Origin of the sequence: Salmonella sp. K21076, from assembly GCF_039650795.1 — a bacterium.
GTDB classification, from domain to species: domain Bacteria; phylum Pseudomonadota; class Gammaproteobacteria; order Enterobacterales; family Enterobacteriaceae; genus Salmonella; species Salmonella enterica.
In genome coordinates this window covers 1-25,205 of record NZ_JBCLYA010000009.1, presented here as the reverse complement: position 1 = coordinate 25,205, position 25,205 = coordinate 1, and the positions used below count along the sequence as shown (strand labels likewise).

Below are 25,205 nucleotides of genomic sequence, written 5' to 3'. Positions count from 1 at the left end.
AAGTGGGACCTCTGGCTGCAATACGTATACGGCAAATAGCATTTATTCCCGCGACAATGTTATCCCTTACCTATTGGTATACTGCGCTGGGACTATGGTGTACCGCCGGTATTATATGGTTAACGTTGTATAGTCATTTTTTGATAACTCACGTTCAACCTGTTGTTGTTTTGTGGATATCAGCACTTTTGCTTGGCCTGGGGTATGGGGCCGTTACCTGTCTTTCCCGCTTTGGCACTGTTGTCGCAACGTTGATATATATTGCCATCATTACGCTTACCGGCGTGTCATTAGCTTACCTTTTCTCAGGTGGCGCGACCATTTTCGTGATTGTTGGAATCATGTTTAGTCTTAATGCCTTATTTATTTTCTACCTGAATATCAGTTCTGGTCTATTCAGGCCGTTAATTTTTATGGCGGTAAGCGGGATCATCGCTGCGATAGTTGTCAATAGCCTGGTGGCCAGTAGCACTCTGGTCTGGATAGTCAGTGTGCTGACGGTATTGGTATGGACATTGATTACAGCACTAGAAAAATCGACACTTCATGGTTATGCCCGCATGTTATACCACAGCGAGTTTTCATCCCTGCCTCGTTGCGCTTTATTTGGCGCGCTGACGCTTTACCTTGGCATTATTAATGCTGTGGTTACGCTGTGTCGTTATATCATTTTGATGATTCTGGAAATACTATTATCTTTCAGGCCGTAGGTGTTGCAGGTTTTTTATTCAGGTTGGTGATGATGGGTATAATGAGTAAATTATGTGGCAAACAATTTTGGTTAGCGTTTTGTGAAGCTAAAGACGTCACTCGCGCCATTAAAAATGGCGGTGAGGATTTTAATAAGAAATGCCCGCCAGCGCTGATTTCTCATTTCATTACCGGATTGTCATGGGAACATGAGCGGGGTCATTATTTACCGGTATGTGCTATTGCTGGCCATTATTTCCGTTACGTTGGCAACGTTCTGTACCCTGTCATCAGTATTCATGGGTGAGTTTAACGAAGTGCTCCTGCTGCTGTTTAGCTGGTCATTGCTGCTTTTTTCCCGCTTACAGATGAATACGTCTTTTTTCTCAGCATATGTTTATTTTTACCGGATAAAACGCGTTGTGCTGGAAAGCGAAAACGCGTCTGCTTAAATTCATTTCGCCATCGCCCGCTCGTTTTTCGCCCGCAACTTCTTCGCCCGGCTCTCCAGGATCAGATAGCACACCAGCGCCAGCAACAGGGGAATAAAATAGTAAAGCACACGGTACGCGAGCAGGGCGGCGATAATCGTGCCTTGCGACGTATGTTCGCCCGCCAGCAACGCGAGGAATACGGCCTCCAGCACGCCGATGCCTGCCGGAATATGCACGATGACGCCCGCGATACTGCTCACCAGCAGTACGCCCAGTACAAAGAAATAGTTCACATCCTGACCCATCAGCAGCCAGATGATGGCGCCCATCGCCATCCAGTTCGCGCTGGAGATCGCCATCTGCGCCAGCGCGAATTTCCATGACGGCAGCACCAGTTTCTGCCCTTTAATCGTCATATGCCGCCGCTTCGCAAAGGCGCAAAACCACAGATAGACCGCGATAATCAACAATAAAACGATACCGAGAATACGTAGCGTGCCTTCATCGATATACCAGTGGTCGGGAAGCTGGACAACGCCGAAGGTAAAAATGATGCCGCCAAGCAGAATATAGCCCAGCCAGTTAGTGGTAATGCTGAGTGAGAAAATGCGCGTAATAGTACTGCCGGGCAATCCGAGGCGAGAGTATAGTCGGTAACGCATCCCGATCCCGCCGACCCAGGTGCTGAGCGTCAGGTTGAATGCATAGCAGACAAACGATACCAACATCACCTGTCGCTTCGCCAGCTTATGGCCGCAATAAAGCCGTCCAAGCAGGTCGTAGCAGCCGTACAGAAGATAGCTAACGATCACCAGTCCTACAGCGCTTAAAAGCGCCGTGCGGTTATAGTCGCGGATGACGGTCCAGACATCACCCCAGTCGACCTTTTTAGCATAAACCACCAGCAGAACGACGACCGCAATAAAAAACAGCCAGGTCAGCACTTTTTTAGCCAGCCGCCAGCGCGGATGCGATTTAGCCATTAGGGCTTCACTCCTGAATTTTCTGGATCAACGCGATCCTGGGTTTCCATTTCCGGCTGAGCAGGCGGGGGAACCTGCGCCAGATGCGGGGTATGCGCAGGTAGCCAGCCGACCAGCGCCGGGAAATGGCGTAAAAAGTGGAACGCCAGCACGCTTTTGGTCAGGTTCCACCAGGTACGTTTCGGCAGCATAGACTCATCGACCTGCTTACAATCATTCACGATGATGCCTTGTAAGTTATCGCGTAGGGTCTGGTTAAAAGTACGATCGTGAATGATCAGGTTAGCTTCAAGGTTAAGCGACAGGCTGAGCGGATCGAGATTACTCGACCCTACCGTGGCCCAGTGATCGTCCATCAGCGCCACTTTGCCATGCAGCGGACGGCGTCGGTATTCATAAACCTGCACGCCGCCCTTCACCAGATAGTTATAGAGCAACCGCGCGCCGACTTTGACTATCGGCATGTCTGGTTCTCCCTGGACAATCAGTTTTACGCTCACGCCACGGCGGGCGGCTTTACGCATTGCGTGGAGCAAGCGATAGCCGGGGAAAAAATAGGCGTTAGCGATAATCACTTCACGCTTTGCCTGGGTCAGCATTTTCAGATAATGACGTTCGATATCGTCGCGGTGTTCTTCATTATCCCGCCAGACAAACAGCGCCTGCGCTTCGCCGGGGTGGCGATTTTCTTCAGCCTGATGATGGCGCTTCCACCAGCGGCGCGCGGGGCTTTGCCCCGGCAGATTCTCGACTTCGAATTGCAGGATATCGGCCACAACAGGCCCTTCGACCCGTACCGCGTAGTCTTGTTTCGCCTGCGGGCCGTAATCCGACATATGTTCGGCGGAGTAGTTAATGCCGCCGACAAAGGCAATACGATCATCAATCACCACAATTTTGCGGTGCATTCGGCGGAAGATATTGGTTCGCAACCCCAGTAGACGCGGGCGGGGGTCGTAATAGCGAAAAATCACGCCCGCCGAGGTTAATTCGCCGACAAACGCGTCGCTGAGATCGGGAGAGCCGTAGCCGTCGAGTAATACTTCGGCTTTTACGCCGCGCTGTGCAGCTTTTAGCAGAGCGGCATGGAGTTTTTTACCCACCTCATCTTCAAACAAGATAAAGGTTTCCAGAATGATTTTTTGCTGTGCCTGAGCGATAGCCTCAAACACGGCAGGATAGAACTGGTCGCCGTTTTCCAGTAGCTGAATTTGATTACCTTCACGCCAGCCGCATTTCATAGATGGATCTCCGCGCTAAGGGGGGCATGGTCTGATAAATGTCGCCAGTTCCGCAACGGTAGCGCCCCAGGAGAACTGGCGTTCGCATTCTTGACGTAAATACGATCGAGTCGCAGCAGCGGCATACTCACCGGGAATGTGCGCGCCGGTCGGCCATGGGCACGGGTGAATATCTCCTCCAGCCCGGCCGCGTTTAACGGCGGGCCGGCCTTTTGCCGCCAGTCATTAAAGTCTCCGGCCACCAGCACCGGTTCTGATTCCGGCAAGGCATTCACCCATCCCGCCAGCATGGTTAACTGCGCCTGGCGGTGGCTCTCCCGCAGGCCGAGATGTACGCACATGACGTGGATAGGGCGGTTGAGCATGGGCGGCGTAATGCGGCAATAGAGCACGCCGCGTTTTTCGCTACCGCCGACCGAGACGCCGCGATTTTCATAATGTTCAATGGGATAGCGAGAAAGAACCGCGTTACCGTGATGGCCTTCCGGATAGACCGCATTACGGCCATAGGCGAAATCGCTCCACATGGTGTCGGCCAAAAATTCATAGTGGGTAGTGTCCGGCCAGTTTTCGATATGCAGCGGATGCACTTCATGCGCGCCCATCACTTCTTGCAGACAGACGATATCGGCGCCGACCGTTCTGACGGCGTCGCGCAGCTCCGGCAGGATGAAGCGTTTATTAAAGGCGGTAAAACCTTTGTGCGTATTAATTGTGAGCACTTTGAATGAAAAATTTCGCGTGTGTTGAGTCATTTTCTTCCTGTCCGCGTCACTATCCTGATTGAAATAGTGTAGTCGTCGTCACAAAAAGATGCGGTCTTACGGAATTTTCCGTAAAGTTCGGTACTCTGAATAATGAGAGAAAAATGCTTCAGGAGAAAAGCCATGAAGTGGCAACAACGCGTTCGTGTCGCAACCGGCCTCGGTTGTTGGCAGATTATGTTGCATTTACTGGTAGTGGCGATGCTGGTAATAGGCTGGATGAGCGGCACATTAGTGCGCGTCGGCCTGGGATTATGCGTGCTTTATGGCGTGACGGTACTATTGATGCTGGCGTTGCAGCGCCATCATGAGCAGCGCTGGCGCGATGTGGCGGATGTGCTGGAAGAGCTGACTACCACCTGGTACTTTGGCACCGCGCTGATTGTCCTCTGGCTGCTATCCCGCGTATTGCAAAACAATGTTTTACTGGCGCTGGCGGGGCTGGCTATCCTGGCCGGGCCCGCCGTGGTCTCGCTACTGGCGAAAGATAAAAAGCTACATCACTTTGCGTCTAAACATCGCATACGCCGCTGAACCCGTGGTGGCCGCTATCACCAGTAGCGGCCACAAACTTCCCCAGACAATCCCCAGACTCGCGTCCTTAAGATAAATTTGCTTAGTAATATCAGTAAAGTGGCGGATAGGATTTATCCACGTCAGGTTTTGCAGCCAGACCGGCATATTTTCCACCGGCGAGACATAACCCGAGAGCAAAATCGCCGGCATCATAAAGACAAAGACGCCGATAAACGCCTGCTGTTGCGTGGCGCAAAGTGCTGATATCAGCAAGCCAAAGCCTACCAGCGACAGCCCGTAAATCACCATCGTGAAATAAAACAGCGCTAACGAACCGGCGAAGGGAATTTGGTATGCCCAAATGCCGATAGCCAGCACGATCGTGGCCTGGAAGGTCGCGACAATCAGCGCCGGCACCGCTTTGCCGACGAAAATCTGCCAGGTGGTGAGCGGAGAGACCAGCAGCTGATCCAGAGTGCCTTGTTCACGCTCGCGGGCGACGGACAGCGAAGTGACGATCATCACGCCGATAGTGGTGATCATGGCGATCAGCGAGGGCACCACAAACCACTTGTAGTCCAGATTCGGGTTATACCAGTTGCGTACCACCAGTTCGCTATTGTTGGGCTTTGGCTTGCCGTCCATCAATGTCTGCTGATACTCCTTGACGATCTGTTGCAGATAATTGGCGGCAATTTGCGCGCTGTTGGAGTTACGTCCATCAAGAATGAGTTGCATCGGCGCAGGCTGGAAGGTATCCAGATTCCGCGAGAAATCCGCCGGGAAGCGCACCAGCAGCAGCGCTTTTTGCGTATCGATAGTCGGCTGGATCTCCTGCGGACTGTTCAGCAATAGCACATGGGTAAACGCTTTCGCGCGGGCAAAACGCTGGGTAAGTTCTACCGAATGTTTGCCGTTATCTTCGTTATAGATGGCGATAGTCGCGTTAGTGACTTCAAGCGTCGCGGCGAACGGAAACAGGATGACCTGAATCAGCACCGGCAGAATCAGGATCGCGCGCGTTTGCGGTTCGCGTAAAAGCGATTGCAGTTCTTTGCGAATTAACGTCCATAAACGATGAAACATGCCCGTCCTCTCAGTCCAGTTTGTAGGCCTGATAAGCAAAGCGCATCAGGCATAATGCCGGATGGCGGCGTGAGCGCCTTATCCGGCCTACGACGACAATTATCCATACACATATTTAATCCAGCCGTCGTTTGGTTTTTAGCCACGTCAGGCCAATAAACATCACCGCCGAGGCGATTAAAAACAGTACGTTAACGCCTAACACGACCGGAATATTGCCGGCCAGAAACAGACTTTGCAGGGTGCTGACAAAATAGCGCGCCGGAATAATATAGGTCACCGCGCGGATCACCGCAGGCATACTGTCTATCTGGAAGATAAATCCGGACAGCATAATCGAAGGCAAAAACGCGGCGTTCAGCGCCACCTGCGCGGCGTTAAACTGGTTGCGAGTGATGGTGGAAATCAACAGCCCCATCCCCAGCGTACTCAGTAAAAACAGACTGGTGATGATAAACAGAATTACCAGCGAACCGCGATACGGCACGCCGAGAATAAACACCGATACCAGCATACAGAGCAGCATCGCCAGCATACCGAGAAAATAATAGGGAATAAGCTTACACAGCAGCAGTTCAACACGCGTCACTTCGGTTGAGAGCAGCGCCTCCATCGTGCCGCGTTCCCATTCGCGGGCAACGACCAGCGAGGTGAGGATGGCGCCAATTACCGTCATGATAATGGTCACCGCCCCGGGAATGATAAAATGCTGACTGATCGCCGCCGGGTTAAACCAGTAGCGCGTCTGGACGTCGATAAGCGGTTCAAAGGTGTCGCCGCGATCTTCCGCGCGCTGCTGTTGCCAGATTTGCCAGATGCCTTCAACATAGCCCTGAACGAAGTTGGCGGTATTTGGCTCGCTGCCGTCGGTAATCACCTGAATCGGCGCGCTGTCACCGTCGCGCGCCATTTGCTGCGCGAAATCCACCGGAATCACCACCAGTCCGCGAATGCGTCCGGCCTGCATTTTTTCAATTAATTCATGACGATTATCGCTAATGGTCGCGTCGATATAGGGTGAACCGGTCATCGCATGAGTGAAATCCAGCGCCTCCTGGCTTTGCTGTTCAAGCAGAATCCCCACCCGCAGCTTGCTGGAGTCGAGGTTAATGCCGTAACCAAAAATAAACAGCAACAGCAGCGGGATCACCACCGCAATCAGCCAGCTACTGGGATCGCGCACGATCTGGCGCGTCTCTTTGACGCACAACGCACGCACGCGGCGCCAGGAGAGAGACTTACTCATGCGTATGCTCCTTATCCCAGTCATTGATGAGAGTGATAAAGGCCTGCTCCATCGTCGGATCGGCCTGTTGCTCATCGGCGGCCTGCGCTTTGAGATCGTCCGGCGTACCGCTGGCGATAAGCTTCCCACGATAAACCAGTCCGATGCGATCGCAATATTCCGCCTCATCCATAAAGTGGGTCGTCACCATTACCGTGACCCCTTTTTCCACCATGCTATTAATGTGCAGCCAAAATTCACGGCGGGTGAGGGGATCAACCCCGGACGTTGGTTCATCAAGGAATAAAATATCCGGTTCGTGCATCAGCGAGCAGGCCAGCGCCAGTCGCTGTTTAAAACCCAGCGGCAGCGCATCGGTGGGATGCGACGCGATGCTTTTCAGACCAAATGCTTCACTCATGCGCTGAATTTTTTCATTTTGCGCGCGGCCCCGCAAACCGTAGACGCCGGAGAAAAAACGCAGGTTCTGCTCAACCGTCAGGTTGCCGTAAAGCGAAAATTTTTGCGCCATATAGCCCAGATGCTGACGGGCTTTGCCGGAGCTGACTTTCAGGTCCATATCCAGCACCAGCGCCTTGCCGGACGTCGGCACCAGCAGGCCGCACATCATTTTAAAGGTGGTTGATTTACCCGCGCCGTTCGGGCCGAGCAGGCCAAAAATCTCGCCGCGTTGTACGACGAAATTAACATGGTCCGTGGCCGCGAAATCGCCAAATTTTTTCGTCAGTTCCTGCGCTTCAATCACCGTTTCGCCGGCAGTGCCTTCAACCGTATGCAGGATTGAACCCAGCGGAGACTCCGAGGTTCCCGCTCCGCCAAGCAGATCGATAAACGCATCTTCGAAACGCGGCGCGGTCTCATTGAGGGTGATTTCCGGCATCCCTTCGGCCTGACGAATATCTGCTGCGGTCGCCTCTTTTTTCAGGATCAGGCGTACCGAACGCCCCTGAATCATGCCGTCGCTCACCTGCGGCAGTCTGAGCGCTCTCTGTAGTAACTTACGGTTGTTTTCCTGTGGACTACTCATCAGAAAGCTACGACCGGCCATCGTTTGCGTCAGCGCTTTAGGTTCGCCCTGATAGAGCAGCTCGCCTTCATTCATCAGCAGCACATCGCGACACTGTTCGGCTTCATCCAGATAGGAGGTGCTCCATAAAATCAGCATCCCGTCGCCCGCCAGTTCGTGGACCATTTGCCACAACTCGCGCCGTGAAATCGGGTCAACGCCAACGCCCGGTTCATCCAACAGCAGCACTTTCGGTTCGCCGACCAGCGTACAGGCCAGCCCCAGTTTTTGCTTCATCCCGCCGGACAATTTTCCCGCCAGACGGCCAGTGAAAGGGCCGAGGGCGGTAAACTCCAACAAACGGGCAAAGGTCTTTTCCCGTATCTCGCCGGTAACGCTGCGCAAATCGGCATAGAGATTAAGGTTCTCCATGACGGTAAGATCTTCATACAGCCCGAATTTCTGCGGCATATAGCCCAGAACCGCGTGCAGCTCGCTGTCGTTTTGTATCGGGTCGAAGCCCAATACGGACGCGCTGCCGCCATCGGCTTTGAGCTGGCCCGCCAGCATACGCATCAGCGTGGTTTTTCCTGCGCCGTCCGGCCCTACCAGCCCGGTGACATAACCGGAATGAATGGTACAGTCGAGCGGCGCGACGGCGGGTTTATCCATTCCCGCAAAGCGCTTCGTCAGACCGTTCAGCGTAATAACGGCCTCACTCATGCCGTGCCTCGTCATTAAATTTCACCGTGACTGGCATCCCCTGGCGTAACGCATCGTCCGCATCGGTGACGATAATGCGCAGGCGATAGACGAGATCGGTACGCAGATCCGGCGTTTCGACGGTTTTCGGCGTAAATTCCGCGGTGGGGGAAACGAAACCAATCTTGCCGTGGTAAGGTTTGTCAGGACGTCCATCGGTATACAGCAGAATATCGCGCCCCGGTTGCGTCTGACTGAGGTTGCGTTCATCGACATAGGCGCGCACCCAGACGGGGCGGGTCAGCGAGAGTGTTAATACCGTGCTGCCGGCGTTCAGCATACTGCCAGGCTCGACCGCGCGGGTGAGCAAGGTTCCGTTGGCAGGCGCGATAAGCGTGGTGTCCTGCAAATCAAGCTGCGCCTGCGCCAGTTGGGCCTTTGCCTGTTCCAGACTGGCTTTCGCCTGGGCGATATCCTGTTCACGATTACCGGTACGGTACTGGCTCAGTTTATCCTGCGCGGACTTCAGCGTCGCCTGCGCCTGATCGCGCGATGAGCGGGCATTTTCCAGATCGTTAGCGGAAATGGTGCGGCTTTTCCACAATCCTTGCTGACGGTTATAAAAGTTTTGCGCGTAGTCATAGGCGGCTTGCGCCTGTCTGACGGCGGCGGCGGCCTGGGCTATCTCTTCATCGCGATAGCCTGCCAGCATCAAATCATATTGCGCCTGCGCGACCGACACGCCAGCTTTCGCCTGCATCAGCGCGTTTTCGTATGGCGCGTGATCCAGTTCGCCGAGCACCTGTCCGGCTTTGATAGTATCGCCTTCATCAACATTCAGCGACGCCAGCCTGCCGCCGACGCGAAAGCTGATATTGACGGTACGGATATCGACATTACCGTATAGCGTCAGCCCATCGTCCTGCCGACTTTGATACCACCAGGTTCCACCGGCAATCACAGCGACGATCGCTGCGATTACCAGTCCGATAACGACAGGTTTTTTCATCAGTCCAGACTCCTTTGCGTTAAACCGTGCAGAATAAGATCGATGTGGCAGGTTACCGTCTGGTAAATCAGCTCCGCTTTTTCTTCATCAAACTGCGGCCAGCCGGTACGTAACAGAATAGTTTCTTTGCCGAGACGAAACGCTAGTACTTCGCCCAGTAAGGCATGGGTATGCAAAATCATGCGCGTATCATTGGCGTCGCAGCCGGTATAAGCGGCAACCAATCTTGTCAGATAGGTGTGCAACGGATCGATAACCTGTTCATGGACCAATTGATAGGCCGATGTGGGAGAGAGCTGCTCGCGTGAAATAAATTTGCTCAGGTTAACGGTGTCTTCCTGCGTCAGCAGCATAATCATGTTCTTGCAGGCGAGCAGAATGAGCTCGCGTATGGCGTCTCGGTCAGGGGCAGGCTGGCTAAACAGACGTTCCGCTTTTTCAGCATGGGGGCGAAATTTTTCGCCAAGAAAATCAGCAATCCACTGGGCGCAGGCGAGGTATAAATCCTCTTTTGAGCCGAAATAGTAAGTAATAGCGGCAATATTTTGCCCCGCCAGCGCGGCGATATCGCGCGTGGTGGCATGGAGGCCATACTCGCCAAACTGCGCCAGTGCGGCGGCAATGAGCTGACTTTTCGCCTGCTCGCCCTTGGTGGTCGTGGTGGGAATATTCATCACACGCCCTAATTATTAATCAATCGATTGATTAAGATTATGACTCATAATGGCACTTGTCCAGTGTGGTCGATTAATTTGTCTTTGCCACCTTTCGGGATAATTTATGCGCCGCATCACAAAAACTGCTACACTCCGCCCCTTCATGACATTGTGGTTTTTGTCATTCCAAATTTGAGCATCTCCCTGAAAACTACACCGGTAACGGTCGGGGCGGTCCGGAGTAGTTATGTCTTTTGATTCCCTGGGATTAAACCCTGATATCCTGCGCGCCATTGCCGAGCAGGGTTACCGTGAACCTACCCCTATTCAGCAACAGGCGATTCCCGCCGTGCTGGAAGGCCGCGATCTGATGGCTAGCGCCCAGACCGGAACCGGTAAAACGGCGGGTTTTACCCTGCCATTGTTGCAGCATCTGATTACCCATCAGCCGCACGCTAAAGGTCGTCGCCCGGTACGTGCGTTGATCCTCACGCCAACCCGCGAGCTGGCGGCGCAAATTGGTGAAAACGTCAGAGATTACAGTAAATATCTCAATATTCGCTCGCTGGTGGTATTTGGCGGCGTAAGCATTAATCCGCAGATGATGAAACTGCGCGGCGGCGTGGATGTGCTGGTGGCGACGCCGGGACGTCTGCTCGACCTGGAACATCAAAATGCCGTGAAGCTGGATCAGATTGAGATTCTGGTACTGGATGAAGCCGACCGTATGCTGGATATGGGCTTCATTCACGACATTCGTCGCGTGCTGGCGAAACTGCCGGCGAAGCGTCAGAATCTGCTGTTCTCCGCCACGTTCTCCGACGACATCAAAGCGCTCGCCGAAAAGCTGTTGCGCAACCCGCTGGAAATCGAAGTGGCGCGCCGCAACACGGCCTCAGAGCAGGTGACGCAGCACGTGCACTTTGTCGATAAAAAACGCAAACGTGAACTGTTGTCGCAGATGATTGGCCAGGGCAACTGGCAGCAGGTGTTGGTCTTCACCCGCACCAAGCATGGCGCGAACCATCTGGCGGAACAGCTTAATAAAGACGGTATTCGCAGCGCGGCGATCCACGGTAATAAATCGCAGGGCGCACGTACCCGCGCGCTGGCCGATTTTAAATCCGGCGATATTCGCGTGCTGGTGGCGACGGATATTGCGGCGCGTGGTCTGGATATTGAAGAGCTGCCGCACGTGGTCAACTATGAACTGCCGAACGTGCCGGAAGATTATGTACACCGTATTGGCCGTACCGGTCGCGCGGCGGCAACTGGCGAGGCGCTGTCGCTGGTCTGTGTTGACGAGCATAAACTGTTGCGTGATATCGAAAAATTGCTGAAAAAAGAGATCCCACGCATTACGACGCCGGGCTATGAGCCGGACCCGTCGATTAAAGCGGAGCCGATTCAGAACGGCCGTCAGCAGCGCGGCGGCGGTGGCGGCGGTCGTGGACGCGGACAAAATCAGGGGGGAGCGGGGCGCAGTCAGCAGCCGCGACGTCAGGATAGCGGGGCGGCGAAGGCGAAACCAAAACCGCGCACAGGCGAGGGGAAACCCGCTGGCGACAAAGCACGTCCGCCGCGTCGCCCGCGCAGAATCACGCCTGCCCAGTAAATTTTATCCGGCAACATGCCCGGTAGCGCGACGCTTACCGGGCCTACGGACTATGCAAATACGTAGGCCGGGTAAGGTGCTTGCACCGCCATCCGGCAAAATACACATCGCGTTGCGAGCCGCCTTCCAGAACCGGCAAAAAAGGTACTTCCCGCCCCTGAAATGTGACACAATAGTGGCTGTTTATACAGTACTTCAGGTTTTCTCATGGCATTGACCGCTGCGCTGAAAGCGCAAATCGCCGCCTGGTATAAGGCGCTTCAGGATCAGATTCCCGACTTTATTCCCCGTGCGCCGCAGCGGCAGATGATTGCTGACGTCGCCAGAACGCTGGCCGGGGAAGAAGGGAGACATCTGGCTATTGAAGCGCCGACCGGCGTCGGGAAAACCCTCTCCTATCTTATTCCCGGTATCGCCATTGCCCGGGAAGAGCAAAAAACACTGGTGGTCAGTACCGCTAACGTGGCGTTACAGGATCAGATCTTTAGCAAAGATTTGCCGCTGCTACGAAAAATCATCCCCGATCTGCGCTTTACCGCCGCCTTTGGCCGCGGGCGTTACGTGTGTCCGCGAAACCTGGCGGCGCTCGCCAGTAGCGAGCCTACGCAGCAGGATCTGCTCGCCTTTCTTGATGACGAACTGACGCCTAACAACCAGGAAGAGCAAAAGCGCTGCGCCAGGCTGAAAGGGGATCTTGACGGTTACAAATGGGATGGTCTGCGGGATCATACCGACATTGCTATTGACGACGATCTGTGGCGGCGATTAAGTACCGATAAAGCCAGTTGTCTGAACCGCAACTGTCACTATTACCGCGAATGTCCATTCTTTGTCGCCCGACGTGAAATACAGGAAGCGGAAGTCGTGGTGGCGAATCACGCGCTAGTAATGGCGGCGATGGAAAGTGAAGCCGTACTGCCGGAACCAAAGCATCTGCTGTTGGTACTGGATGAAGGTCATCATCTGCCCGATGTCGCTCGCGATGCGCTGGAGATGAGCGCGGAAATTACCGCCTCCTGGTATCGCTTGCAACTGGACCTGTTCAGCAAACTGGTGGCGACCTGCATGGAGCAATTTCGCCCTAAGACCACGCCGCCGTTAGCGAATCCTGAGCGACTTAACGCCCATTGCGAGGAGGTGTACGAACTGATCGCCTCGCTCAATGCCATTCTTAATCTGTATATGCCCGCAGCGCAGGAGGCGGAGCACCGTTTTGCAATGGGCGAGTTGCCTGATGAGGTCATGGAAATCTGCCAGCGACTGGCGAAGCTGACCGAGACGTTGCGTGGGCTGGCGGAGTCCTTTCTCAACGATCTCAGCGAAAAAACCGGGTCGCACGATATTGTGCGTTTGCATCGGGTGATTTTACAGATGAACCGGGCGCTGGGAATGTTCGAGGCGCAAAGTAAATTATGGTGACTGGCTTCGATGGCGCAGTCTTCAGGCGCGCCGGTGTCCAAATGGGCGACGCGTGAAATACGCGAAGGGCAACTCCACGTCTGGTTCCATTGTGTCGGTATCCGCGTCAGCGAGCAGCTGGAAAGATTGTTATGGCGCAGCGTACCGCACATTATTGTCACCTCGGCGACACTGCGCTCGCTCAATAGCTTTTCGCGCCTGCAGGAAATGAGCGGCTTAAAAGAAAAAGCCGGCGACCGCTTTGTGGCGCTGGATTCGCCGTTTAATCATGTGGAACAGGGGAAACTGGTGATTCCTCAAATGCGCTACGAACCCACTATTGATAACGAAGAGCAGCATATTGCCGAAATGGCAGCCTATTTTCGCGAGCAACTGGAGAGCAAAAAACATCATGGTATGCTGGTACTGTTCGCCAGCGGGCGGGCGATGCAGCGTTTTCTGGAGCATGTCGCTGATGTGCGCTTACTCCTCCTGGTCCAGGGCGACCAGCCGCGTTACCGGCTGGTGGAGCTGCACCGTAAACGGGTGGAGAGCGGCGAACGCAGCGTGCTGGTTGGGCTTCAGTCTTTTGCCGAAGGGCTGGATCTTAAAGGCGAGCTACTGACGCAGGTCCATATCCATAAAATTGCCTTCCCGCCGATCGACAGCCCGGTCGTGATCACCGAAGGCGAATGGCTAAAAAGTCTGAATCGTTATCCGTTTGAGGTACAAAGCTTACCAAGCGCGTCTTTTAATTTAATTCAGCAGGTAGGGCGATTGATCCGTAGCCACGCCTGTCGGGGAGAAGTGGTCATTTATGATAAGCGGTTGTTGACCAAAAACTACGGACAGCGTTTACTGAATGCCTTACCTGTTTTTCCGATAGAGCAGCCTGCCGTGCCAGACGTTATAGTAAAACCAAAAGCAAAACCTGCACGCCGCCGACGGTGTTAATGCTGTGAGCACACTTCAAGGAGCTTTCAATGGATTATCGCAAGATCATCAAAGAGATCGGGCGAGGTAAAAATCACGCCCGCGATCTGGATCTGGATACCGCGCGCGGTTTGTATACCCGAATGCTGAATGGCGACGTCCCCGACCTGGAAATGGGCAGTATATTGATGGCGCTGCGTATTAAAGGCGAAGGCGAAGCCGAAATGCTGGGCTTTTATGAAGCCATGTAGAATCATGCCATCAAACTGACACCGCCCGCAGATAGGCCGTTGCCGGTCGTTATTCCCAGCTATAACGGCGCGCGTAAACAGGCGAATTTAACGCCGCTGCTGGCTATCTTGCTGCATAAATTGGGCTTTCCAGTCGTAGTACACGGCGTCAGTGAAGATCCGACCCGCGTACTGACGGAAACTATATTTGAGCTGATGGGGATTGAACCCACCCTACACGGCGGACAAGCGCAGGCCAAACTGGACGGGCGCCAGCCGGTGTTTATCCCGGTGAGCGCGCTCTGCCCGCCGCTGGAAAAACAGCTAGCGATGCGCTGGCGGATGGGCGTGCGTAACAGCGCGCATTCACTGGCCAAGCTGGCGACGCCATTTGCTGAGGATGCCGCGCTGCGTTTATCAAGCGTTTCTCATCCTGAATATGTTCTGCGTGTGGCGACCTTTTTTAGCCGCATTGGCGGGTGGGCTTTGCTGATGCATGGTACCGAAGGCGAAGTCTATGCCAACCCGCAACGCTGTCCGCAAATCAGCCTGATTGATAGCCGCGGCGTGCAGGTACTGCATGAGCGCCAGAGCGACACGTACGACGAGCCGCTTTCACTGCCTGCGACTAAAGATCCTGAAATCACCGCGCGCTGGATTGAGCGCTGCCTTGCCGGCCACGAGCCGGTGCCGCAATCATTAAAAACGCAAATGGCCTGTTGTCTGGTTGCGACGGGAGAGGCGGCGACGTTAGAAGACGGGCTTGCGCGCGTCGAACAGGCTTTTAGCGAATAAAAAAAGCCCGTCCAGTGGCGGACGGGCAAATAAGGGTAACAAACAGGGTTAATGAGGGTTGGAGCAGTGGGTCTGTTGGCAAACAGACGAGGGTAATACCCGTCAGAATTCAAACAACAGCGATGTTACAGCCTGAAATCTGGCGGGCAGGTAAATTATTTATAAATCACCGCAGTGCCGCTCATTTTGTCATTACCTACGGCGGAGGTGATGTTATAAGCGCTTGCGCCAGCAGCGGCGGCTTTTTCAGCCAGTTTAGCTTCCAGGCCATCCAGCGTGGTGGCGCCATCGGCAGACACTACGCCGATTTTATGCAGGTTTTGCGTCTGAGACGCGCTAACCGGTTCTGCGGCAAAAGCGCCAAAAGAAAGGGTGGAAAGCGCGATGGCTGCAACAGCATATTTAATGGTTTTCATGATTAATCTCTCGCAGGTTATTCTGTTTATGGGACGATGTTCCGTCGATGTGATGAGTATCACGGTTTTTTGCGAAAGATAAAATCGAATAGAATTGACGGCCTTGCTCAAAATTTTTGAATGACAAATAACCTATTGATTATTAATTAATTCAACGGTGGAATTTACCGTTCTTGTCATCTGGCTTTACAGAGTCGAGGTTAACGGCACATTCTGCGACGCAGAACGCTAAAAAGCATGAGCGTAAAGGAATGGATGATACTGGCGGTTTCGGTAAAGAAAAGTCAGCGTAACTGACTGTCTTTTGAACCTCTACGATTATATCCTGAAAATGTTGCGTTATGTAAATCTTTCTCCTGTTGGCAGGATATGCATAACCGAACGCCCGGTACGGCTTTACGCCGCGCTTCAGGGATAGGATCGCCGCAAGATTCGCATTCATCGCGACTTTCGCCGTGGGGAAGTTCGCCGCGAGCGCGGGCAACGGCATCTTCAATGGTATTGTTGATTTGTTCATTCACTGCGTCGTCATTTGCCCAGCCGGATGCCATCACGCTCTCCTGATTTTAGGGTACCTGAGGTTAAGTGTAGCGCCGTCAGGTGAAAAAATCGCATCGCGCGATCTTTTCAGACCATGAGCAGAGCCAATGTCATTCAGAGAGCCGATAAAACGAGCGAGGCAGGGAATTCGCGGTGGTATATTTACCCCGTGGCGTTATACGGGTATCTTACGCCGCTGCTAAAAGGAGAATGCCATGTCCGCCCAGAAACCGGGGTTACACCCGCGCAACCGCCATCAACACCGTTATGATCTCGCCGCACTGTGTCAGACCACGCCGGAATTGACGTCCTTATCTTATCCGCACGCCCGCCGGTGAACAGAGCGTTGATTTTGCTAATCCGCAAGCGGTAAAAGCGCTCAATAAGGCGTTGTTGGCGCATTTTTATGCCGTTACACACTGGGACATTCCGCCAGGGTTTTTATGTCCGCCAGTGCCTGGTCGTGCGGATTATATCCATCATCTGGCGGATCTGCTTGGCGAAACAACAGGGAGTATTCCGGCGCAGGCAACTATTCTGGACGTGGGCGCCAATTGTATTTATCCGCTTATCGGCGTCCATGAATATGGCTGGCGATTTACCGGTAGTGAAGTCAGCGACGCAGCGATGTCCAGCGCGCAGGCTATCATTCAGGCTAATACGGGGTTAAGCCGCGCCATTCGTCTGCGTCGGCAAAAAGATCCGGCGGCCATTTTTACCGGTATTATTCATAAAAATGAATTTTATGACGCAACGCTTTGTAACCCGCCTTTTCACGACTCCGCCGCCGCAGCCCGCGCGGGCAGCGAGCGTAAGCGCCGCAATTTGGGGCAGAATAAAGATGATGCGCTGAACTTTGGCGGTCAACAGCAGGAGCTATGGTGCGAAGGCGGCGAAGTCGCCTTTATTAAAAAAATGATTGCTGAAAGCCAAACCTTCCGCCGTCAGGTGTTGTGGTTTACGACGTTGGTGTCGCGCGGCGAGAATTTACCACCGCTTTACCGGGCGTTGACGGAGGCTGGCGCGGTGAAAGTGGTGAAAAAAGAGATGGCCCAGGGGCAAAAGCAAAGCCGCTTTATCGCCTGGACCTTTATGGATGACGACCAGCGTCGCCGTTTTATCACCCGTAAACGCTAAATCGTCGGTTCGCGCGGCGGCAGTGAATCAGGCGGCGGGCCGCCGGCGGGGGCGGGCAGAACCTGATACGTTTGCACCGGCGCGCGAACATTGGCCAGATCAAAATGCTTTTTCACCTGGCTATCAAGGGCAAAACGCACCGTCCACTGCTTGAGCGGTAGCGTGGTGAACGACACGCGTAAAGTAAACGCCGTGTTCGTTAAACCGACAATACCGGCGAACGTGGGTTCGCCGATAATCAGCCCGCGAATATCCTCCGTCTCCATCAGCGCCGTTACCGCGTCTTTCAGCGCCTGATTCGCTTTATCCGCATCCTCATGGCGATCCACGTCATAGTTGGCGACAACAGAGCCGATACCGCGCACAAAGTTGGCGAAAGTGGTGATCGAGGACCACGGGATAATATGGTATGCCCCGGTATCCTGCCGCACGCCGACGGAACGAATCGACATTCTTTCGACCGTCCCCATCAGCGGGCCTATGGTGACTAAGTCGCCGGTATTCATCCCGTTTTCAAACTGAATAAAAACGCCGGTAATAATATCTTTCACCAGGGTTTGCGAACCGAAAGAGATAGCCAGACCTAACGCCCCCGCGCCAGCCAGCAACGGCGCGATATTGACGCCGATTTCCGATAACACGATCATGATGGTTATGGTACTGATAATCACTGCCAGCGCATTGCGGAACAGCGTCAGCAGCGTGCGCGTGCGGGCGCTGGGTAGCGGGCGACTATGAATATCGGAGGCCAGGCGATTCTCAATCAGACTGGCGAGAATCGTCCATCCCACGGCGGAGAAGAATAAGATTAACGCGATACGGATGAGGATATCGACCATCTTTTCCCCCGCGCCATAATGTAGCCAGTGCCAGAAATCGAATAGCCCCCAGGCGTTGAGCAACAGCATAACGGCGACGCAGACGGTCAAAAAGCGTGCGACTTTTAGCGCCGAGGAGAGCCAGCCGTTAAGCCGCTTTTGTAATTCCGGGTAATTGCGCTGCGTATGGGGCGACAGGGTGATGGTTTTCGCTATCCAGCGGGTAAACATACCGGAGATAAACGCGGCGATGCCAATAATCGCCAGACTGCGCACGGTCGCGCCCATCATAAACTTCAGGCTATTGCCTGGGTCGAATAACGAGAAGAAAAACAGCACGATAAAGTAAGCGCTGGCCAGCCAGTGCCACACCAGCGCAAAGGCGCGGATAAACAGGCTAAAAAAGGCTAATGATCGTTCCGCCAGACTTAATAAATGTTGCGTAATCTCCGCTTTGTTTTTAAAGATCAGGTACAGCGCCCAGATGGTGATGCAGAGCATGATCGCCACGTTCGCCATCGCCCCGACCTGAACATTCACCTGGTTGGAAATAATCGGAACGGCAACAATCAGCCCGTAGCCAATCAAACTGCTAAGGGAACTCATACGGCGATTCCAGTAACGCGCTGTCGCATCCTGAATCGCGAATGGGCGTAATTCCGGTACATTAGGGCAAAAAATAAGCCGCAGAATCGCTTTAAAGAACTCTATCAGCGCGAAGGCATTCAGGAACAGGCTTTGCTGAAAAGCGATAGTTCGACTTCCGGCATGGAAATTATCACTGAGCATCTGACCGATAAATAAGGTGAGCGCCAGTAGCAGCAGGTCGATAATAAACGCGCCGGCGATCATCGCCGGGAGCTGTAACCAGTTGCTGCGTTCACGGTTTTTCTTGCGCGCCCACAGGCCCATTTTTCGATATAACGGCAGGGCGCAAAGCCGTATCACGCTATAAAAACCAAATACCGCGACGGCCAGAAATAAAAAGTGGGTTAACGCGTTGGTGAAGGTTTGCGAGTTAAACGGCTTGTACGGCGCATCGGTGATGTTGCGATAAAGCTGGGCGAAACGGGTAGCGAAAGCATCGCCGTACTGACGGGTAACGGTGGTGACGTTCTCCAGTACCGTTTTCTCATCTTTGGCCGCAGGCGGGGCAAGCGCTGGCGCTGGCTCGGTCGGCGGCGTGGTTGAGGCTTCGCGGAGTTGCGCTATCAATTCGTTACGTGAAGCCTCGTTCTCCAGTACGTCAGCCAGGGCCGCATAGGCCGCTTTTTTTTGTTCAGGACTGGGCTCTGGCGCTGCTTGCTGGCTGGTTGATGTCCCCGTGGTCACGCCGGGTATGGCGACCGCATGGGCAGGCGCGCCCAGTAGACAAAAAAGGATGAACAGGGTCCACCGCATGACTCCTCCAGTGAGAAAAGAGACGCAAAACACTAAGTATAGATGGCGCAGGGGAGGGAAAATGAAATGGGACTATTCCATGATGCCCTTCCTGCCGCAGGGCAGGAAGGGCGATATCTCAGGAGACGTGCTGTAAAAATTCCTGTAAACGTGGGCTTGGCGGGTTTTCGATCAACGCCTGCGGACTGCCATCTTCGGCAATACGGCCTTTATCGATGAAAATCAGCCGTGAGGCGACTTTTTCGGCAAAGCCGATTTCGTGAGTGACAATGACCATGGTCATGCCTTCTTCCGCCAGATCCTGCATGACTTTCAGCACTTCATGGCGCAGTTCAGGGTCCAGAGCGGAGGTTGGCTCGTCAAAGAGCATCATTTTCGGCTTCACGGCCAGCGCTCGGGCAATGGCGACGCGCTGTTGTTGACCTCCGGAAAGCTCGGAGGGGTAGTGGTGCGCCCGTTCCGCCAGTCCAACTTTCGCTAACAGAGCTTTCGCCTGTTTTTCCGCTTCTTCTTTCTTTACGCCGCGCACGCGCAGAGGACCGAACATCACGTTTTCGAGCGCGGTCAGATGCGGGAACAGATAAAACTGTTGAAACACCATGCCGGCTTCCTGGCGAATCAGCCGTTCGTCTACTTTCGGATCGTTGACTTTCAGACCATCGACAATCAGATCGCCGGAGGTGATCTCTTCCAGTTTATTGATACAGCGTAATAACGTGGATTTACCCGAACCGGAAGGGCCGATAATCACAACCACTTCGCCCTGACGGATGTTTAAATCAATGTTATGCAGCACCTGGGTGGGGCCAAAGTGCTTGGAGACGTTTTTAAATTCAATCACAGGATTTTCATCCTTCTTTCAAGACGACGCAAAATAAAGCTCAGCACCAGCGTAATGATCAAATAGAAGACGGCCACGGCGCTCCAGATTTCCAGGGCGCGAAAGTTACCGGCAATAATTTCCTGGCCCTGACGGGTCAGCTCGGCTACGCCGATAACAATAAACAACGAGGTGTCTTTGATGCTAATGATCCACTGGTTGCCCAGCGGCGGCAGCATACGGCGCAGAGCAAGCGGTAAAATAACATGGCGGATGGTTTCCCGGCGAGAAAGGCCCAGCGCCAGACCTGCTTCGCGAAAACCTTTGTGAATGGATAGTACTGCGCCACGAGTAATTTCCGCGATATAAGCGCCGGAGTTAATCATAATTGTCACGACCGCTGCGCTGAACGGATCAATACGCAAATCATTAAATGCCATCGGCAGGGCAAAGTAGATAAACATGACCTGGACAACGATAGGCGTGCCGCGAATAATTTCAATGAAAACCAGGGCGATGTGGTTAGCGAACCAGCCGCCAAACGTACGGGCAAAACCTGCCGCCAGTCCAATAACCAGGCCGCCAGCCAGACCGAGGACCGAGATCCACAGGGTCATTTTAGCGCCCTCAAGCAAAAGCGGAATGGCGGGCCAGATGGCGCTCCAGTCAAACTGCATATGTCGTTCCTGTTACCGTGGTGTAAATAGTCAAATGCTCTATCCGGCGCGGAAATGGCGTGAAAGTGTCTTATCCGTCACGGAAAAGAGCTGTAGGCCCGGTGAGCGTCCTCACTACCGGGCCACAAGCCAACATCAGGTCGTTTTATTTAGGTTCTGTACCGAACCATTTTTTGTAGATTTCGTTATAGGTGCCATTCTCACGCAGCGTTTTCAGCGCGCCGTTGACTTTCTCGCGCAGTTCATCGCTGCCTTTCGGGAAGGCAACTCCGTATTGCTGTGCTTCCAGCGATTCGCCTACCGCCTTGAACTGGCCGTTGCCTGCGGTTTTGATAAAGTACAGGATGTTCGGCGTATCGTGCAGAACGGCGTCTGCGCGGTTGGTGCCTAATTCCATGTACGCGTTATCAATGTTCGGGAACTGACGCAGGTCTTTGGTTTTGATATTCGCTTTCGCGTAATCCACCGACCCGGTTCCGCTCTTCACGGCAACGACTTTGCCATCGAGGTCTTTAACGCTTTTAATATCGTTATTGTTGGCTTTCACCATCACGAGCAGACCGCTTTTGTAATAGCCATCGGAAAAGTCGATCGCTTTTTTACGCTCGTCCGTAATCGTAATACCCGCCAGCGCCAGATCGATATTTTTGGTTTGTAATGCCGGAATAATGCCGCTGAAATCCATCGGTTTCAGGGTGTAGTCCAGCTTCAGTTCTTTCGCGATAGCGTCCCACAGATCAACATCAAAACCGACGTATTTGTCGCCCTGTTTAAATTCAAACGGAACGAACGCCGTATCGGTTGCCACAACGAGTTTCTTATCCGCAGCGTGCGAAGACACCGCAAAAGCCAGGGTAAGTGCAGCCAGTGAAACTTTTAATAGAGACTTCATAGCATTTCCTTTTCTATCCACGGGGCGATCCCCTGCGAGAACATGTAGCGTAATGAAAAAATCATGCCAATTATGTAACTCATTGTTTTAACAGAAGCGTCAATCATTCCTGTGCACAATAAGTCGGGCAAAACCAGTATGCTGCACTGTTTTGGGGCACTGATTTAGTGCATGAATAACAAAGTAGAGATACAGGGTCTATTTAGCGTAAAAATTGTTGTTAAAACAATCTTTAATTAACGATTGTGTGATGTAATTATTACAAATAATTCACTTTTATCGAAGGGAAGTACAAGACATGTGCACTATTTAAGTGCAAAACCCCTGTGCCAGGCAGGGGTATAGGGATGACTTATATACCTGTGTACATCAAGTTGCAGGTGCGTTCGCTTCAGTGACCGACGGAAGTCAGGCTCCTGCGGATTCGCTGCGTTTGTACCTTCCTGCAACTCGAAGTATTCAGGGTAGAGATAGATTTATTCGATGTTGGATTCGATAAACCACAGGAATTTATCGAGGTCGCGTGATGCGGCGGTAAAGATATCGGCAGTGTCTTCATCTTTGGCTTCACCGATAGCTTTGCGAACATCATTAGCGACAACAGCGTAGCGATCGGCCAGTTCTTTTAAGTGATCCTGCACGTTATGGATGTCGAGCGGATAGCTTTTCAGTGGAGTTTTGCTGTTGATAACTTGCGTGGTGCCTAACGCCACACCGCCAAGCTGTACGGCGCGCTCGGCCATAGTATCCAGATGATCGGTCAGTGCGGTACGGAAGCCATCCAGCATCTCATGAACGGCAATAAAGTTAGCACCGCGCATGTTCCAGTGGGCCTGTTTCGTGATCAGCGACAGGTCAATGAACTGGATCACCTGACGATTAAGCAACTCAACCGTCGCTTTTTTATCGCTCTCTGATACATCGTTACGGGTATAAAGCAGATTAGACGCTTTTGTTTTTACCAGTTTAGCGGTACTCATAATCTCATATCCTCTTGATGTTTGTGTCCCAGGTAATTAACGAAAATAAGTATAGCACCGGTTTTTAACTTCGCTTTTTTGAATTTACCTATCACTTTAATAGTACAGACAAGATTTAATATTTATTTTGGTTATGAATCAATTGGTTAGATGAGTTTGTTGTTTGATGGGTAATAATTCTCATTTTAATGTAAAAAATGAGAAAAAATATGACAAAAAATGACGAAGTAATAGCGCGATAATAAAAGGTGAATAACGAGGTGATATTCTGCATGATTATGCACATCATGCAGAATAAGAAACTATTTTACGTCAACTTGTTTAATTTGCGGTTCGCGGCGAATCGTTAGGGTAGAACCCATTGAGGCGGCAATGATGGCGCACAGGGCCAGGATTTGTATGCCCGTAAGCGTTTCGCCCAGAAAAATCATCCCGGAAATGGCGGCCAGCACGGGTTCCATGCTCATCAGCGTACCGAAGGTGCGAGTTGGCAGGCGCGTCAGCGCAATCATTTCCAGTGAATAAGGCAGCGCCGTAGAAAGCACAGCGACCGCTAACCCTAAGGGAAGAATCGACCAGTGCCATAGCGCATCGCCAGCCTGAACTGCGCCAATCGGCACGAAAATGATGGCGGTAATCAGCGAGCCTACCGCCACCGTGGCCGGACCATGTTCCGCGCCTGCTCGCTGGCCGGTAAGAATATAGACAGCCCAACAGGCGCCAGCGCCGAGCGCTAACGCGGCCCCGGTAAGATCGACGTGAGACATATCTTGTCCTAATGGCAGCAGGAACCAGAGTCCAAGCACAGCCAGTACGACCCAAATAAAATCTACCGGACGCCGGGATGAAAACAGCGCGACCGCCAGAGGGCCGGTAAATTCCAGCGCGACCGCAATACCCAACGGCACCGTCTGAATCGACAGATAGAATAGATAGTTCATCCCGCCCAGCGACAGACCATAAAACAGTAAAGGCAGCCGCTGCTCTTTGGCAAAACGCAAACGCCAGGGTTTGAAAAAGGCGATAAGGATAAGCGTTCCCAACGCCAGACGAAGCGCCGTTACACCCGGCGCGCCAACAAGAGGAAATAACGATTTTGCCAGTGAAGCGCCACTCTGAATAGAGGACATGGCAATGAGCAAAACCAAAATGGGCAACCAGACTGGTAGTTTACGTGTTGACCCCGGCATCCTTTCTCCTGTCAAAAAATGTCAGTACGAGTAAAGGTGGCAGTGTAATGGAAATTCCCCGGAGCGGTTGAGGATTCGTTGAAAAAAAAATTTCCAGGATTCCATAAAATGAACTTAAATTGATGGATAAATAGACTGTTAGTTTAGGAATAATCTGGATGAATGTATCGCGCCACACGCGCATTATTGGTGCAATCAGCCGGAAAAATGATGTTAATTGAATAAGATAGCGCGTTATGGAAACGTTCTGTTACATGAAAGGCGCCCTTAGACACCGTGAATCGCAAAGAGTTTCCCATTAATTTTTGATATATTTAAAACTTAGGACTTACTTGAAGCACATTTGAGGTGGTTATGAAAAAAATTGCATGTCTTTCAGCACTGGCCGCTGTTCTGGCTTTTTCCGCAGGTACTGCAGTAGCTGCTACTTCTACTGTTACCGGTGGTTACGCTCAGAGCGACGCGCAGGGCGTAGCGAATAAAATGAGCGGTTTCAACCTGAAGTATCGTTACGAGCAGGACGACAACCCGCTGGGTGTAATCGGTTCCTTCACCTACACCGAAAAAGATCGTACTAACGGTGCGGGCGATTACAATAAAGGTCAGTACTACGGCATCACTGCCGGCCCGGCTTACCGTCTGAACGATTGGGCGAGCATCTACGGTGTAGTCGGTGTGGGTTACGGTAAATTCCAGACGACCGATTACCCAACCTACAAACATGACACCAGCGATTATGGCTTCTCCTATGGCGCTGGTCTGCAATTCAACCCGATGGAAAATGTTGCTCTGGACTTCTCTTACGAGCAGAGCCGTATTCGTAGCGTTGACGTTGGCACCTGGATTGCTGGCGTAGGTTACCGCTTCTAATCACGTCGGTGAAAATGAAAAATCCGCCTTTCGGGGCGGATTTTTTTTGTCTATGGAAAACCCCCAGCTAGGCTGGGGGTTCCGGAAAGCTTTCAGCTTTAAGCCAGTTATTAAAACCCCTTTTGATTTGTTAAAACATCTTGCGGTCTGGCAACTGCAA

At 52.7% G+C, this 25,205-nt stretch carries 20 protein-coding genes and 5 pseudogenes; 9 read left to right on the top strand and 16 right to left on the bottom strand.

The window, feature by feature from the left end:
- The first annotated feature begins 2 nt into the window (after positions 1-2).
- The 3 genes and pseudogenes from AAYN39_RS04405 to AAYN39_RS04395 all read left to right on the top strand — a co-directional run.
- Entirely contained in the window at positions 3-710 is a 708-nt protein-coding gene (locus tag AAYN39_RS04405; protein WP_000529046.1) for a Bax inhibitor-1 family protein, read from the top strand.
- Between the two features lie 23 nt (positions 711-733).
- A pseudogene (locus tag AAYN39_RS04400) lies at positions 734-901 on the top strand (hypothetical protein); the annotation flags it as partial.
- A pseudogene (locus tag AAYN39_RS04395) lies at positions 900-1,142 on the top strand (hypothetical protein); the annotation flags it as partial. The pseudogenes AAYN39_RS04400 and AAYN39_RS04395, both read left to right, overlap by 2 nt.
- Before the next feature lie 2 nt (positions 1,143-1,144).
- On the opposite strand, the gene AAYN39_RS04390 reads toward AAYN39_RS04395, so the two are convergent.
- Genes AAYN39_RS04390 through AAYN39_RS04380 form a run of 3 tightly spaced genes read right to left on the bottom strand, consistent with a single transcriptional unit; the run spans position 1,145 to position 4,103 of the window.
- Complete coding sequence (locus tag AAYN39_RS04390) at positions 1,145-2,107, bottom strand: YbhN family protein (protein ID WP_001129824.1); 963 nt, start codon at positions 2,105-2,107, stop codon at positions 1,145-1,147.
- Positions 2,107-3,348: a cardiolipin synthase ClsB gene (gene clsB / locus AAYN39_RS04385; protein ID WP_000649638.1), complete on the bottom strand. Its 1,242-nt coding sequence runs from the start codon at positions 3,346-3,348 to the stop codon at positions 2,107-2,109. Before clsB ends, AAYN39_RS04390 begins: the two co-directional genes overlap by 1 nt.
- A complete protein-coding gene (locus AAYN39_RS04380; protein ID WP_000192041.1) occupies positions 3,345-4,103 on the bottom strand; it encodes an endonuclease/exonuclease/phosphatase family protein in 759 nt (252 codons plus the stop codon). Before AAYN39_RS04380 ends, clsB begins: the two co-directional genes overlap by 4 nt.
- A 132-nt stretch (positions 4,104-4,235) precedes the next feature.
- On the opposite strand from AAYN39_RS04380, the gene AAYN39_RS04375 reads away from it, so the two are divergent.
- Positions 4,236-4,646, top strand: a complete 411-nt coding sequence (locus tag AAYN39_RS04375) for a YbhQ family protein (RefSeq protein ID WP_000871970.1) — start codon at positions 4,236-4,238, stop codon at positions 4,644-4,646.
- Here AAYN39_RS04375 and AAYN39_RS04370 read toward each other — a convergent pair.
- The 5 genes from AAYN39_RS04370 to cecR all read right to left on the bottom strand — a co-directional run bounded on the left by AAYN39_RS04370 (position 4,608) and on the right by cecR (position 10,351).
- Positions 4,608-5,714, bottom strand: coding sequence for an ABC transporter permease (locus AAYN39_RS04370; RefSeq protein WP_000469048.1), 1,107 nt, complete (start codon positions 5,712-5,714; stop codon positions 4,608-4,610). The genes AAYN39_RS04375 and AAYN39_RS04370 overlap by 39 nt on opposite strands.
- A 115-nt stretch (positions 5,715-5,829) precedes the next feature.
- Positions 5,830-6,960 carry an ABC transporter permease gene (locus AAYN39_RS04365; protein WP_000045765.1) on the bottom strand — a complete coding sequence of 377 codons (1,131 nt, stop codon included), beginning with the start codon at positions 6,958-6,960 and terminating at the stop codon, positions 5,830-5,832.
- Positions 6,953-8,689: an ATP-binding cassette domain-containing protein gene (locus tag AAYN39_RS04360; protein WP_001287626.1), complete on the bottom strand. Its 1,737-nt coding sequence runs from the start codon at positions 8,687-8,689 to the stop codon at positions 6,953-6,955. Before AAYN39_RS04360 ends, AAYN39_RS04365 begins: the two co-directional genes overlap by 8 nt.
- Positions 8,682-9,677 (bottom strand): secretion protein HlyD, encoded by a 996-nt coding sequence (hlyD, locus tag AAYN39_RS04355; RefSeq protein WP_000743445.1) that lies wholly within the window; start codon positions 9,675-9,677, stop codon positions 8,682-8,684. Before hlyD ends, AAYN39_RS04360 begins: the two co-directional genes overlap by 8 nt.
- Positions 9,677-10,351: a transcriptional regulator CecR gene (gene cecR / locus AAYN39_RS04350; RefSeq protein ID WP_001025256.1), complete on the bottom strand. Its 675-nt coding sequence runs from the start codon at positions 10,349-10,351 to the stop codon at positions 9,677-9,679. The genes hlyD and cecR overlap by 1 nt, the downstream gene beginning before the upstream one ends.
- Positions 10,352-10,580: 229 nt before the next feature.
- On the opposite strand from cecR, the gene rhlE reads away from it, so the two are divergent.
- The 3 genes and pseudogenes from rhlE to ybiB all read left to right on the top strand — a co-directional run bounded on the left by rhlE (position 10,581) and on the right by ybiB (position 15,304).
- Positions 10,581-11,948, top strand: coding sequence for an ATP-dependent RNA helicase RhlE (gene rhlE, locus AAYN39_RS04345; protein WP_000007058.1), 1,368 nt, complete (start codon positions 10,581-10,583; stop codon positions 11,946-11,948).
- A 207-nt stretch (positions 11,949-12,155) separates the two neighbouring features.
- Positions 12,156-14,300 (top strand): annotated as a pseudogene (dinG, locus tag AAYN39_RS04340) (ATP-dependent DNA helicase DinG).
- A 29-nt stretch (positions 14,301-14,329) separates the two neighbouring features.
- Positions 14,330-15,304 (top strand): annotated as a pseudogene (ybiB, locus tag AAYN39_RS04335) (DNA-binding protein YbiB).
- A 155-nt stretch (positions 15,305-15,459) separates the two neighbouring features.
- Here ybiB and ybiJ read toward each other — a convergent pair.
- Both ybiJ and AAYN39_RS04325 read right to left on the bottom strand, forming a co-directional pair.
- Positions 15,460-15,720 (bottom strand): DUF1471 family protein YbiJ, encoded by a 261-nt coding sequence (gene ybiJ / locus AAYN39_RS04330; RefSeq protein ID WP_000849089.1) that lies wholly within the window; start codon positions 15,718-15,720, stop codon positions 15,460-15,462.
- A gap of 284 nt (positions 15,721-16,004) precedes the next feature.
- On the bottom strand, positions 16,005-16,271 hold the full coding sequence (locus tag AAYN39_RS04325) for a DksA/TraR family C4-type zinc finger protein (RefSeq protein WP_000146332.1): 267 nt from the start codon (positions 16,269-16,271) through the stop codon (positions 16,005-16,007).
- 204 nt (positions 16,272-16,475) lie between these two features.
- On the opposite strand from AAYN39_RS04325, the pseudogene rlmF reads away from it, so the two are divergent.
- A pseudogene (gene rlmF / locus AAYN39_RS04320) lies at positions 16,476-17,397 on the top strand (23S rRNA (adenine(1618)-N(6))-methyltransferase RlmF).
- On the opposite strand, the gene ybiO reads toward rlmF, so the two are convergent.
- The 6 genes from ybiO to rhtA form a co-directional block, all read right to left on the bottom strand.
- Positions 17,394-19,616, bottom strand: coding sequence for a mechanosensitive channel protein (gene ybiO, locus AAYN39_RS04315; protein ID WP_001267712.1), 2,223 nt, complete (start codon positions 19,614-19,616; stop codon positions 17,394-17,396). The pseudogene rlmF and the gene ybiO sit on opposite strands and share 4 nt — an antisense overlap.
- A gap of 118 nt (positions 19,617-19,734) precedes the next feature.
- Positions 19,735-20,457: a glutamine ABC transporter ATP-binding protein GlnQ gene (glnQ, locus tag AAYN39_RS04310; RefSeq protein WP_000569093.1), complete on the bottom strand. Its 723-nt coding sequence runs from the start codon at positions 20,455-20,457 to the stop codon at positions 19,735-19,737.
- Positions 20,454-21,113, bottom strand: a complete 660-nt coding sequence (gene glnP, locus AAYN39_RS04305) for a glutamine ABC transporter permease GlnP (protein ID WP_001159076.1) — start codon at positions 21,111-21,113, stop codon at positions 20,454-20,456. Before glnP ends, glnQ begins: the two co-directional genes overlap by 4 nt.
- Before the next feature lie 145 nt (positions 21,114-21,258).
- Positions 21,259-22,005 carry a glutamine ABC transporter substrate-binding protein GlnH gene (gene glnH, locus AAYN39_RS04300; protein WP_000838671.1) on the bottom strand — a complete coding sequence of 249 codons (747 nt, stop codon included), beginning with the start codon at positions 22,003-22,005 and terminating at the stop codon, positions 21,259-21,261.
- Positions 22,006-22,481: 476 nt separating this feature from the next.
- Positions 22,482-22,985 carry a DNA starvation/stationary phase protection protein Dps gene (gene dps / locus AAYN39_RS04295; protein ID WP_000100805.1) on the bottom strand — a complete coding sequence of 168 codons (504 nt, stop codon included), beginning with the start codon at positions 22,983-22,985 and terminating at the stop codon, positions 22,482-22,484.
- A 302-nt stretch (positions 22,986-23,287) separates the two neighbouring features.
- Positions 23,288-24,175: a threonine/homoserine exporter RhtA gene (rhtA, locus tag AAYN39_RS04290; protein WP_001119558.1), complete on the bottom strand. Its 888-nt coding sequence runs from the start codon at positions 24,173-24,175 to the stop codon at positions 23,288-23,290.
- Between the two features lie 354 nt (positions 24,176-24,529).
- On the opposite strand from rhtA, the gene ompX reads away from it, so the two are divergent.
- Positions 24,530-25,045, top strand: coding sequence for an outer membrane protein OmpX (gene ompX / locus AAYN39_RS04285; RefSeq protein WP_000716763.1), 516 nt, complete (start codon positions 24,530-24,532; stop codon positions 25,043-25,045).
- Positions 25,046-25,205 lie beyond the last annotated feature (160 nt).